Source organism: Clostridium sp. CTA-5 (assembly GCF_054768135.1).
In genome coordinates this window covers 295,345-309,201 of record NZ_BAAAAT010000001.1, presented here as the reverse complement: position 1 = coordinate 309,201, position 13,857 = coordinate 295,345, and the positions used below count along the sequence as shown (strand labels likewise).

The following is a 13,857-nucleotide window of genomic DNA, read 5'->3' as shown; positions in this document are numbered from 1 at the left end:
CTATCTAATCAGAAAAATATATATCATAAATTTTCTATATAAGTTCGTCACTATGCTGAAAAGTTATGTTATTTATAAATATTCTAATATTTATATTAATAAACAAACTTTATTGAAACTTATATAGTTAACTTTGCTCAATACTTTGTCTGATTTTTTTTCTTGCTTTTTTAAACTTGTACATATTTTTATCGGCTAATTCTAAAATATTATCTATATCATAGCTTTCCCCTGCTTTTATATGCACTATACCATAACTTATAGACATTTTATAATCTTTATTAGTTTTATTAGTTTCTCTATTAATTTTTTCAAAAATTCTATGTGCTTTTTTTTCTGCTAACATATTACTACAATATGGACTTAAAATTAAAAACTCATCTCCACCAACTCTACAAAATTTATCATTATCAGATAATTCAGTAGAAATATTCTCAACAACAAACTTTATATATTCATCACCTTCATTATGACCAAATATATCATTTACATATTTTAATCCATCTATATCTATAAAGCATACACAAAATTCTTGTTTTTTCAATATAAGTTTATTTAAATTAGTAATAGCATATCTTCTATTATATATACCTGTTAATTCATCAATGAATATAACTGATTTAAGTTTCTCTTGATTTTCTTTATTTTTCACAAGTTCATTTTCTAAATATGTAGATTTTTGTTTATATTCAATCATCAAACTCATTTTAATTCCATGATTAAAAACAGTATAAAATGCTAAAAATATCATTAAAGATGTTGCTAAAAAAAATAGTGGACTTAATATCTTATATGTATTAAATTCATATAGAATACTAATTATTATTAAATATATATTCATTATAGCAACAGCAATGCTTAAATATTTCAATTGTTCCCGATGCTTAACAATAAGTTCTATTTTTTCTGAATCTATAAGTCTCTTAAATATGCTTAAAAAGATCATACAGAGTATCATAGTAATAAAGATTGAATTATAATACAAAAATTCATTATTTATAATTTCATACATACTACATTTAAACCAAATAGAAAATGCACATAATACAATAAGCCTTAATAACATAATATGTAAAATAAAATTGCCACTCCCAAAAAATTTTTCTAATAACTTACTATTAAATAAAATTATAAATTCAATAAAAAACGTTATAATACAACATATATTAATAATTGCAATTGGTATATTAAATTTTAATATACCATTTAATAAAAACAAATTTAAAATTGATACTATTATGTAAATTAATATTCCTTTATTTTTACTTTTTATGATTGTTTCCGAATATTTAAATGATTTAATATTATATATAAATATACTTATAAATGCTAATACTTTAATTATAAAAATTGTTTTTAAATCCATTTTTATTATCTGTCCTTTATTCATATAAATTAATCAATAATTATTTTTATATTCTATACATTTTTATAAAATATAGTATTTGATTATGGTTTTGAAAATAAAATTTCTTTAATATAATCAATATTTAATTTATTAATTTTATTATAACATTTTATATTATATTTTTATATAAATCTATAAAAATATATCTTTTTTGGTAAATTATTATAGTCTATATCTTTATTTTAATAATTTATCTGATTTAATAGATAGTTAACTGTTTATTTCAATGATATACCCTTGAATTTAATTAGTATTTTACGTCTTAATTTTTCTATAATTTCCCAAGAAATAATAAAAAGAATATCTCAAATACATACTTCTTTGGGATATCCTTTTTATTTATATAAATATTTTTTATCTAGAGACACTTTATTAAGTATCTTATTGATATTCATAAAGTATATAATTTATATATTTTTATTCTAGCACTCTAATTTCCTGTCTATTTGCATCCATATTGACTTTTGCACCAAGCGGAAGTGTCATTGTTGGCAAACAATGACCACAACATATATCATAAATAATTGGTTTATTTTCTGGTAATATTAATTCTTCAAAAATTTCTTTTAGTGTTAAACTTTCCTTACCCTTTGGTGCTACACAATCATTCCATGAGCCTAAAATAATCCCATTTGCTTCTTTAAATTTATTAGATTGTTTTAATTGTAAGAGCATTCTATCAATTTTATATAAATATTCGTCTACATCCTCTAAAAACAATATTTTTCCTTTAGTATCTATCTCATATTCTGTTCCAATAGTAGAACAAATTAATGAAAGGTTTCCTCCTGTTAACCTTCCACTTGCTTTTCCTGTATATAAAGTTTTCATTTTTAATGTTTCAATATTTTTTAAAGTCCCCAATGGTTCTGATTTAAACATATTGTTTTTAAAATACTCCAAAGTATACTCATCTAAACCCTTACAAATTTCAGTTGCTGGCATAGGTGCATGAAATGTTATAAAATCACATTTTTGATTTAATACATTATGAATGGCAGTAACATCGCTATATCCTGAAAATATTTTAGGATTCTTTTTAATCATTTTATAGTCAAGCTTATCTAAAAGTCTTACAGATCCATATCCACCCCTTATTGCAAAAATACCTGATATTGATTTATCTGCAAACATGTAGTTTATATCTCTTGCCCTAATTTTATCACTTCCAGATAAATATCCATAATGTGACTTACAACTTTCACCAACTACAACTTTCAAACCTAAGTTTTCCATAGATTTAACTGATAATTTTACTATTTCTTCAGATGTTGGACTTGATGGGGCTATTAATGCTATCTTATCCCCTGGTTTTAACGGTTTAGGCTTTATCATATTTTTCTCCTTTCTAAATTAAAAATAACTTACTTAAAACTAACTCTTTAAATCTAAATAAAATTTCACTTAATATATACTGTATTTAAATTAGTACTATTTTAATACTTAAACTATATATATATTGCAATAAGAATTATTAAATAAATTAAAGAACTATATAGTTTTTTTGTTGAACATTTAAATTTGCAACATATATAAGTTTTAATAAAGTTTATTCATTAATATAAATTAAAAAATATTTCACCACTATAGTGATGAACTTATATAGAAAATTTATTATATATTTAATTAACTATATATTGTTAATTAAATATATAATTTTTTATAAAAATTATATAAAAGGTTGTAACTGTATTAACTTAATTAGACCATATATGTTTTTAAAAATTTTCTAAACTTTTAGGTTTGTATTTTAGTATAAATAAAAATCACTATAATTTTCAAAGTTTTATATAGTGATTCAATATGTTTCTACAAATTTATTGTAAATTTTAACGTTTTATTCAAATTAATTATTATTTTGATATTTTTGTATATGTGATATAATTATACCATATAGATTTAAGCATAATGAAAGGAGCTTCAAAGTATGAATCTACTTTTACATATACAAGTTAATTTAATTTCTTTTTTTATACTTATAATTCTTATAATGTATTCGCGTAATAAATTAAACAGAATTGAAAACATTGGAAGGATATATTTTACTTTACTAATATTAACTTCATTTATATTACTTTGTGAAATTTTTAATGTATTTTTAGACTATTATCCTATTAAATTGTTTTTTATACATAAATTAATTAATACATTTAGTTTTTCTTTATATCCAGTAGTTTCATATCTATTATATAAGTTCATTATGTTTTGGATTGATAAAGATTATAAATGTCCAGTTATATTAACTAAATTGTTCTTTATACCTATACTTATTAACTTTATAATTTGTTTAATAAATTTTAAATTTAATATACTTTTTTATATAGATACTATCAGTTATTTATATATACAAGGGAAGTTTTTCTTAAGTCCATTTATACTTAGTAGTATTTACTTTCTTTATACATTCCTATATATAGTAATAAATAAAGATAAAATATTACCTATTGAATTACTAATATTTTTAAAAAGTTTTATTATAATACTTATGTTTCTTGCTATACTACAAATAAATTTTCCAAACTATTTAATATTATGGACCTTTGTAAGTATATTTCTAGCATTGTCTTATTTGTTTATGCAATCAGATTTAGCAGAAAAAGATTCTTTAACGGATACTTTTAACAAAACTTTCTTTTACACATATATAAATAAGTTAAATAAAAGCAAAGAATGTAATCAAAATTTAGCTGCTATCAAAATAAATTTAACCAATTTATTAACTGTAAATAATAGATTAGGACATGCCATTGGTGATGAAATGCTCAGAAATACTGCACGTTTATTAAAAAAATCATTTTTGAAAAAAGGTATTATAATACGTACAGATGGAAATGAATTTTTGGTATTAGTGCACTCTGTAGATAAATATGAATTAGATATGTTAATTTTCAATATGAATAAAGTTATTTATCTTTATAATAAAAGATCTAATAAACCTTATAAAATAAAATTTAAATTTTCATATGCTTTATATAATAATGACTTTCATACATTTGATGAATTTTTTAATTATCTTCAAATTAAAATGTATGAAAATAACTCCTTCACTTAGGTTATATTGTTTTTAAAACATCATTCTTATGTGATAAAATCTTTATAAAATGATTCCTATGTCAAGGACATTTAAAAAAAGACTAGGAAGCTAAAAGCTGGTTTATGTATTGTACAGGAACCAGCTTTTTCAAATACTCTATTTATAGTAACTTCTTCTAAATCTATCATATAGTTCTTATTTCATTCTTAGTAAAATGTCCCTGTTGCATTTCTACTCTTTCACATCATCCTATCATAAACATAGTCATTTTAACTAATATAATCATGTTTTTTATTAAAATGATATATTAAAACACAAATAAACCTTATCATTTAATATAAAATGATAAGGTTTATTGAAAGTACAGTATTTTTATCTTATATACAAACTCCTAGAGATTCAAAATAAATTATTAAACTTCTCTAAATATTATAGAAGTTAGGATAAAATCTATAATTTTAAACAAAAATAAAATAGTGAGTACTTGTTATCTATAAATTTGTTTTGTACAATAATACCATAAATAACAAAATTTATATGTTTTAGATAGAGATATTTTAAAACATAATCTATTAGGAGGGGATTTAAAAATGGATGCAATATTAAATAGAAAAAGTATAAGAAAGTATAAAGATATACATGTAAATGATGAGATTATTGAAGAACTATTAAAAGCAGGTATGGCAGCACCTTCTGCAGGAAATGAACAACCCTGGGAATTCATAGTTTTAAGAGATAAAGAAATTATGAGAAAAATAACTGAGGTACATCCATATTCAAGAATGCTATTAAATGCAGATGTAGCAATTGTAGTTTGTGGAGATGAATCAAAAGAAAAATTTAAAGGCTTTTGGGTACAAGATTGCTCAGCTGCTACAGAAAATATATTATTAGCTGCTGAAGATAAGGGGTTAGGTGCTGTATGGCTAGGAGTTTATCCAATAGCAGATAGAGTTGATCCAATTAAAGAATTTTTAAATTTACCAGATAATATAATCCCTTTATCAATAATACCTGTTGGTTATCCAGATGAGCAAAGGGAAGCAGTAGATAGATTTAATAAATCAAGAGTGCATTATGATAGATGGTAAAGATAATGATTGAAAATCTAGAAAAGTTTTTAATTTATATGATATAAAATATAATTTTAACATTTACTGAAAGTATAAAAATATTACTGGAAATCAAAATTTCCAGTAATATTAAATATATTTTTATTCATTGAAAAAAGATAAACTCAGCTTTTACTAAATTTAATATTATTCTAACAGAAATTTTATCCTAGGATCATCTTTTACAAAATCAAGAGTTTCATCTTTTTTAATTGACATTTTTACAAGTTTTTTATATTCATCTTTGCTTATACTATGATTATTATTAAATTTCATATGTGTATATAATCTTGACTTCAGGGAATCATTCATGCTACTTGCTTCATTTACCATATTTATAATCATTTCTATAGCTTTTTCTTTATCCTGTTTTTCTCTTGCTAAAGATAAATCTAATTGATATTTATGGTATGCTCCAAGATCAAATACTTCAGCAACCTTTTTAGCACGCTCTATGTATTTTTCTGCTTCAATAAATTTCTTTTCTTTGTATAACATATTTATTATTAAAGATAAATCAGTAAATGTTTTATGAGCATTTTTCCTTAAATTTTCTTCATAAATTCCATAAGCTTCATCAATTTTCCCACTACTTTCAAATAATAATGCCTGTTGAATTTTTTTATCCACCTCTACTTCTGGAATTTTATCTAATACTTCTTGAGCTTTTTTATACTCTTTTTCGGCCCTATACATTGCTGATAATTCTAATTTTGCCATAGAAGCTGTCTTTTCTTTATTGCTTGCCGCTACAAGTTCAAGCCAAGCAATGATTTTTCTTTCATATTTATCTTTTTCCTCAATTTGAGGCCCCAATAAATGTATTCTTAATACTATTGATATCCAATATATCAACTCATCACAACTTGGATATTGTTTAATTAAATCACTGGCGTTTTCAAAAGCCTTTTGGAATCCTTCTTTTGATGCCATTTCACCTACCTCTTTTGTAAGATTTTTTACTTCTGCATCTGTTAATTCATCATTAAATGCTAATAAAGTATTAACATCAATTTTTAGAATACGTGCAAGCGGTGCTAAAATAGTTACATCTGGATATGATATTCCTTTTTCCCACTTATTTACTGCTGGTGTACTTATATTTAAATAATTAGCAACTTGCTCTTGAGTAAGATTTCCCTTTTTTCTATACGTTCTAATAACCTCTCCTATTTTCATAAATCTAACTCCTCCATTTGTTTGTAAATTTAATAACTTAGTGCTTGATTAACTAAATGATATCAAAGCTATATAATTTAAACAATTGAAGTATCTTCATATTTTAATAATTAAAATTAACTATTGGTTAATTTCTGTCCATGAGCTTTATCCAAAATAGCTAGTATCTGTAATTTTATAACAGCTAAACGCTTATAGATAACGGCTTCTAACCACCAGCCAAAGACAAGCTTTATCTGATCATAAGAGTTCTGTTTATACTACAAATATCAACATTCGCTTAAAACATAGCCTTAATTTCAATTTAATGTAACATAATGGTATAATTAATTTCAATTGTTGCAGTTTATGGACAGGCTTTTCTTAGGATAAAATTAGAATTTATTGTGAATGGCTGTATTTACAGTATAGCTTTTCTCTTAAAATTATGGAGGTGAAATTTTGATTAGCTTATTATTAATGAAACAGATAGCTCAACTTTTTTTAGTTATGCTTATGGGATTCGTATTAGTGAAAACACATTTATTGAAAGCAGAAGATAGCAAAAGTCTTTCAATAGTTGCTCTTTATTTAGTAATGCCTTGCGTGATTATCAATGCCTTTCAGGTTAAATATACAGAAAGCATACGTAACGGATTGATTCTTGCTTTTATAGCAGCAGTGCTAATTCATATTGTATTATTGATTTTAGTAAAAATACTTGAAAAAATATTTCACTTAGATGCAGTTGAAAAGGCATCTATAATATATTCAAATGCTGGAAATCTGATCATTCCAATAGTGACGTCTATACTGGGAAAGGAATGGGTTATTTACTCTAGTGCTTTTATATCTGTGCAGTTAATTCTTTTGTGGACTCATGGAAAAATGTTGCTTTGTGAAGAACAAAAAGTAGATTTTAAAAAAATTCTTTTAAATATTAATATGATTACCATTTTCTTTGGAATTTTATTGTTTATTACAAGATTACAACTTCCTGATATTATAACGAAAACCATGGAATCAGTAAGTGTTATGATTGGTCCTATTTGCATGATTGTTGTGGGAATGTTGATTGGAAATATGAATTTTAAACAAATATTTGCTTATAATAGAATTTACATAGTTACTTTTCTTAAGATGATAGTGTGTCCTGTTATAATTCTTCTTATACTTAAATATAGCCAAATGGCAAATTTATTATCAAATGGGAAGATGATTTTGCTTATAAGTCTGCTTGCAACAATCACACCATCTGCATCAACAGTTACACAAATGGCTCAAATATATGAGAAGAATGGAGAATATGCTAGTGTTATAAATATAGTTACAACTATTATATGTATTATAACAATGCCAATTATGGTTTGGCTATATCATATATAATATATTAGTTAAATTCAAATATTCTTAAGAGCTGTATTAAGGACTTACTTTATTATAGTAAGTCCTGTTTTTTTATTCTATAGCAAATTATAACGTAGTTAAATCTGAGGATAACTTTATGAGAATAGTCCACAAAGTAGATTTTTTATGTATATGAGAATATAAAATTTCTGATTTATAAAACTAAGTAATATTAATAGCTTTAGCAATATTAAGTCTCTAAAGTGTTTTTAATCTAATTGTAATTAAAGTTAAGAATTTATATTAATCTTAATTTTCTCTGTATCTATGCCTGCATCTTTAAGTTTTTTCTCCGCTTGCTGCTCAATTAAATCCTTAAATATTTTAAGATTTGAATCAAACTTAACATGTTTATCCATTAAGAAGCTCATTTTATGTTCAATTTCTATCCATGTAGAAATGTCTGCTTCATTGTGCTGTATCTGTGCTTCAAGTTTGTCCATAGCATTGGCTACTTTTGCTTCATAAGTATTCTTATTCTCAAACTCAAACCATAGATTGTACACTTCTTCTCCTAAGCCATTTCCAAGAGTATCTCTAATATTTTCAATAGCTTTAATTTCTTTTTCAGACTTTAATTTTTTCAAATCATCATTATTCATGGTATCAAAAGCGGGTATGTCTCCAGCTTCTGCTTCTACTAAATCGTGGATAATTATCATTTTTAACAGTCTAGAAGAATCTACTTTTTGAGTAAGATATGGCTCAATTAAAAGAGCCATTAAGGAAACCATCCATGTATGTTCTGCCACACTTTCCTGTCTGCCGTTAGACAGCCAACTATGCCTCATCTCAAATTTTAGTTTTTCTCCTAATTTTATTACTTCTAATACTTTTAAAAGTTGATTTTGCATTTTACTACTCCTTTATTTATAGAATATTAAAATTTAATATCCATACGTTAATATACAAATCTAAAATACCAACAAATCATAAGAATTACAATAAATAGAATCCATAACATTAGTTCTATTAAATCTTTCTTTTTAATTATTAGCTTATTTTTAAATCGATATCCTATACCTAATAATATGGTATATAAACACATTAAAATGAAAATTAGAAATTTAATATACTTATTAGCATGAAATGTATCAGAAACTATATAATATATTATTGGAAAAAGACATATTAAGAAATTACAACATTTTAAAAATTTTTCTGAAATTTTCACTTAAATATTCCTCCTTCCAATATACAATAGCTTACATTCTATAGGCATTTCTACTCTTTCACATCATTCTATCATAAACATACTCATTTTAACTAAAATGATCATGTTTTTTATTAAAATAACATATTAAAACACAAATAAACCTTATCATTTAATATAAAATGATAAGGTTTATTGAAAGCAAGGTGTTTTCATCTGTAATAGATTTAAATTCATTTACTAAATATGAATTTAAGTATTAGTTTTATTCTGTTATTTCTATTCTGTTTCCATTTAGCTCCAAAATACAACTAAATATTGTAATCGTCAACATCAAATTCATTATTTTTATAATAATATTTACGATCTTCTTCTGTAATCTCACGGATTACCTTACATGGATTTCCTACTGCTATCACATTATCTGGAATGTCTTTAGTAACTATACTTCCTGCTCCAATAACAACATTATTTCCAATATGAACTCCAGGATTTATAACAACATTTCCACCAAGCCAAACATTATCTCCTATTGTTATACCAATGCCATATTCATATCCAGAATTTCGTGAATCAGGATGTATTGGATGTCCTGCAGTATATAGAGAAACATTTGGTGCAAATTGTACATTTTCACCTATGATTACCTTTCCTACATCTAATATTATACAATTATAATTAGCGAAAAAGTTATTACCAACCTCAATGTTTTTGCCATAATCACAGCGAAAAGGTTGTTCTATAAAAACATTGTCACCAGTTTTCCCCAAGATATCTTTAATCAATTCATCCATCCTATTTACTTCATCTGGACGAAGTAAATTATACTCATATATTTTTAACTTATTTTTTGTTCTTTCTTCACTAAGTCCATCTAACCAAGCTTTATATGGTAATCCTGCTAACATTCTTTCTTTATGATTCATTTTTCTATTCTCCTTTTCTTTATCTTAATTTCTATAATTAGCTCTTAAATATTTTATAATTATTTATATATTAATTTATTATTTCTTAATTACTAATCATCTTGAGGTACTTTATATTTAAAAATAGTAATTAAGATTAGAACAGTACTATAAATTACTGTGGATGTTAATGAAAATGCTATTCCATTTCTCATAGTTGCTGAATAGATCATTCCTGAGATAACCCCTGCAATACCTTGTACAAAACTAATAAATGCTATTCCTTCTGAAATTAGTGTATCATCTAAATGTCTCTGTGCAAATGCAAATGGAGCAACTTGATGTATACCCACTCCAATACCAATAATTGCAGTAGATAGTATAATAACAAAGTAACTTGATATAAATAATGTTACTGCATAAATAAATGTTCCTATCAAAATAGTTCCTGACATTATTATAATAATGTTCTTTGTGCAGCCTTTTTTTGAAATATATATGCCCGCAATACTTGATAAAGTCATGACAAAAATATTGCAAGGGACAAGTACAATAGCACTAATAGTTGTATTTGCTCCTAAAACTGTCTGCGCATAAAGTGGTATATAATTACCACTACATGAAATACATGTAACTATAAAAGTAATTAAAATAATTATGAAATACTCTTTTTGTTTTAGTAATTTTAAAATCAGTAATTTTTCTGTAGTATTTCTATTTTTATGTATATTAGGTCCTTTAAGCTCTTCCTTTATACTACTTATATGTATTCTCTTTTTTGTTTTACTTTTCGGCATAAAACAGGCTACGAGTAGTATTCCAATTATAAATAAAGGAAGCAGTATAGCAAGAGATATTCTCCAATTCCACCTTTCTGTAAATATTCCACAAAGTATTGGTCCAAAAATAAGTGTCAAAGAATAAACGGTCTGCATAATACCAATTCTAACTGGATACTCTTCTTCAGATACTATGTCATTTACCATAGTAAATACATTTGCAAAAAATAATCCCCAAAAGAAACCTGAAACACCTCTAATAAGCAAAAATGCAATTCCACTTGACGTTCCTATACTAATTGCAATACTTAAAGCAAAACCACTCACGCTCCATATATACAATTGTTTACGTCCTAAATATTCTCCAACTCTACCAGAGACAAGCAAAGAGATACTTCTTGCTAGTGGCTCTATTACAAACATGACGTTTAGCAAATCTAATCTACAATATTCACGAAAAGCTGTAACGGCATAAATTCCTGTACTACCAGCAATATACGATACACATATATTTATTATAACCAACCCAATAAACACTATATTTGCTCTACTTGAGTTTAGTACTTTTATTCTCATATTTATTTTCCACCTTTTGAATTAAACTTACACTACATACTTTGTATCGATAACAGTATCTAAAATTGCTTTTTTATATTAACTATATTATAATAATATTCCATAATATCCGATAAAAATATAAGAATAAGCTATATTTTTATAACAATCGTATATTAATTAAAAATCATAAATTTAAGAAGGTAGATTATGTTGAAAATAAAACTATTAAACGATAATTCAGAAGTTATATCTTATAATTTTTTAGATTTTCCTGTTTATGCAAAGCAAGTTTTACTTTCGGACTATCCAGGTATGGCTGCTGCTAATCATTGGCATAATGACTGGGAATTCACCCTAATCTTAAATGGTAAAATGTCGTATTCCGTAAATGGAAAAAGCTATGAACTAGAAGAAGGACAAGGGATTTTTATAAATTCCGAGCAGATGCATTATGGATATTCTGGTGATGGTTCTAACTGTAGCTTTATATGTATCCTGATCCCTCCATTCCTTCTTTCTAATATTACAAGAATTAAGGAAACTTATGTATTGCCAGTATGTACAGATACTTCTCATCCATTCTTTATATTGCATCCAGAAATTTCTTGGGAAAGAAATCTAATTAAGATTTTGAAAGATATCTATAAATTATGTAATGAAGAAAAAGATGGCTTTGAATTACATATTATGAGTCTTTTTCATTCCTTGTGTTACAATCTTTATAACAATATGAAAAACAATATTTCTGCCCATGAAACTACTGATGATAAAAAATTAGATGCTATGCATAATATGATAGGATACATACAGAAGAATTATCAGGGAAAAATTACTTTAGATGAGATTGCTGCCGCAGGAAATGTATGCCGTAGTAGCTGTTGCGATATTTTTCAGCTTATTTTAAATAAGACTCCTATTTCTTATTTGACAGAATATAGGTTAGAAAAAAGTATTGAATTGCTAAATATTCATTCACTTTCAGTAACTGAGATAGCACTTCAATGCGGATTTACTGGTTCAAGTTATTTTGCGGAGATATTCCATAAAAATATAGGTTGTACACCTTCTCAATATAGAAAAAACAAATTTAATCTTTCATCTAAATAACAAATTAGGCTATCGCTAACAGATTTAAATCTACTAGTGCGACAGCCCTGTTTTTTATGTATAGAAAAATAAAAAATTTTTTGTTTATAAAACTACTATTCCATGTATATACTCATAGCTTTTTTAACATTTTCCACAGTTTCATTACCAACCATATTTGCTTTTTTGCTGCCATCAAATATGATATCACGTACTTCTTTTTTGTGTTCTTCATAATAGGCTCGTTTCTCTCTAAATGGTTCAAGAAGTGAATTAAGCTTTTCTGATAAAAGACTTTTGCAGACTGCACAACCAATATTAGCATTTCTACACATTTCACAAATGTTTTTATGCTCATTTTGATTGAAAATTTCATGATATTTACTAACTATGCATATGTCTGGATTACCTTTGTCTGTTACTCTTATTCTGTTTTTATCAGTAATTGCTGATTTTACTTTTGTATTAACATCTTCCATGGTATCAGATAAATAGATTGCATTACCAAGGCTTTTACCCATTTTAGAATTTCCATCTAATCCAACAAGTCTTGGTGTATTACTTATTAATGCTTGTGGTTCCTTGATAATAACTTCGCCCTTGCCATATAAATCATTAAAACGCCTTATAATTTTTCTTCCCTGTTCTATGTGAGGAAGTTGATCTTCTCCAACAGGAACTAAATCAGCATTGCAGAAAGTAATATCTGCAGTTTGACTAACAGGATATCCTAAAAAGCCATAGCTTAAATCATCATATCCATATTGCTTTGCTTCAGTTTTTACAGTTGGATTATGTCTTAATGAATTCACTGAAACAAGCATTGAATAAAATACAGTTAATTCTGCAATCGCGCTTATTTTAGACTGTAAGAACATAGTTATCTTATTTGGGTCTAAACCTACTGATAAATTATCTATTGCAACATCATAAATACTTTTACTTATTAACTCTGGATGTTCAAAATGGGTTGTTAATGCTTGAATATCAGCTAATAGAATAAAGGTATCATAATCATCCTGTAATTTTACTCTATTTTGAAGACTACCTACATAATGTCCTATGTGCAGTTTTCCAGTTGTTCTATCGCCTGTTAAAAGTCGTTTCATCTTAAATACCTCTCTTTAAATATTATTTTAGATTAGATACCACCAACCATCTTCCATAAAATCATCTCCTTAAAATAAAAAACTTCTACCCCGAAAACGGGATAGAAGTGTATAGTTCTATTTAGCCACCCAAAATAGCAAGTTTCAC

11 protein-coding genes are annotated in these 13,857 nt (G+C 25.4%); 4 read left to right on the top strand and 7 right to left on the bottom strand.

Annotation, left to right across the window (positions count from 1 at the left end):
* Positions 1-127 precede the first annotated feature (127 nt).
* Together ACYUET_RS01340 and ACYUET_RS01335 are read right to left on the bottom strand one after the other, a co-directional pair.
* On the bottom strand, positions 128-1,366 hold the full coding sequence (locus ACYUET_RS01340; RefSeq protein WP_460277315.1) for a GGDEF domain-containing protein: 1,239 nt from the start codon (positions 1,364-1,366) through the stop codon (positions 128-130).
* 459 nt (positions 1,367-1,825) lie between these two features.
* Entirely contained in the window at positions 1,826-2,743 is a 918-nt protein-coding gene (locus ACYUET_RS01335; protein WP_460277313.1) for a S66 peptidase family protein, read from the bottom strand.
* Between the two features lie 1,240 nt (positions 2,744-3,983).
* Here ACYUET_RS01335 and ACYUET_RS01330 point away from each other — a divergent pair.
* Both ACYUET_RS01330 and ACYUET_RS01325 read left to right on the top strand, forming a co-directional pair.
* Positions 3,984-4,460: a GGDEF domain-containing protein gene (locus ACYUET_RS01330; RefSeq protein ID WP_460278227.1), complete on the top strand. Its 477-nt coding sequence runs from the start codon at positions 3,984-3,986 to the stop codon at positions 4,458-4,460.
* Between the two features lie 572 nt (positions 4,461-5,032).
* Positions 5,033-5,533, top strand: coding sequence for a nitroreductase family protein (locus ACYUET_RS01325; protein WP_460277311.1), 501 nt, complete (start codon positions 5,033-5,035; stop codon positions 5,531-5,533).
* Positions 5,534-5,701: 168 nt separating this feature from the next.
* On the opposite strand, the gene ACYUET_RS01320 is transcribed toward ACYUET_RS01325, so the two are convergent.
* A complete protein-coding gene (locus ACYUET_RS01320) occupies positions 5,702-6,733 on the bottom strand; it encodes a helix-turn-helix domain-containing protein (protein WP_460277310.1) in 1,032 nt (343 codons plus the stop codon).
* Between the two features lie 441 nt (positions 6,734-7,174).
* On the opposite strand from ACYUET_RS01320, the gene ACYUET_RS01315 reads away from it, so the two are divergent.
* Positions 7,175-8,098, top strand: coding sequence for an AEC family transporter (locus ACYUET_RS01315; RefSeq protein ID WP_460277308.1), 924 nt, complete (start codon positions 7,175-7,177; stop codon positions 8,096-8,098).
* 251 nt (positions 8,099-8,349) lie between these two features.
* On the opposite strand, the gene ACYUET_RS01310 is transcribed toward ACYUET_RS01315, so the two are convergent.
* The 3 genes from ACYUET_RS01310 to ACYUET_RS01300 all read right to left on the bottom strand — a co-directional run bounded on the left by ACYUET_RS01310 (position 8,350) and on the right by ACYUET_RS01300 (position 11,532).
* Positions 8,350-8,973, bottom strand: coding sequence for an HD domain-containing protein (locus tag ACYUET_RS01310; protein WP_460277306.1), 624 nt, complete (start codon positions 8,971-8,973; stop codon positions 8,350-8,352).
* Positions 8,974-9,583: 610 nt separating this feature from the next.
* On the bottom strand, positions 9,584-10,198 hold the full coding sequence (locus ACYUET_RS01305) for a sugar O-acetyltransferase (protein ID WP_460277305.1): 615 nt from the start codon (positions 10,196-10,198) through the stop codon (positions 9,584-9,586).
* A gap of 92 nt (positions 10,199-10,290) precedes the next feature.
* Positions 10,291-11,532, bottom strand: coding sequence for an MFS transporter (locus tag ACYUET_RS01300; RefSeq protein ID WP_460277303.1), 1,242 nt, complete (start codon positions 11,530-11,532; stop codon positions 10,291-10,293).
* Positions 11,533-11,721: 189 nt separating this feature from the next.
* On the opposite strand from ACYUET_RS01300, the gene ACYUET_RS01295 reads away from it, so the two are divergent.
* Entirely contained in the window at positions 11,722-12,621 is a 900-nt protein-coding gene (locus tag ACYUET_RS01295; protein ID WP_460277302.1) for an AraC family transcriptional regulator, read from the top strand.
* A gap of 95 nt (positions 12,622-12,716) precedes the next feature.
* Here ACYUET_RS01295 and trpS read toward each other — a convergent pair whose 3' ends face one another.
* The gene (trpS, locus tag ACYUET_RS01290) at positions 12,717-13,709 is read right to left on the bottom strand and encodes a tryptophan--tRNA ligase (RefSeq protein ID WP_460277300.1); all 993 of its coding nucleotides are present in this window, start codon (positions 13,707-13,709) and stop codon (positions 12,717-12,719) included.
* Positions 13,710-13,857: the final 148 nt, after the last annotated feature.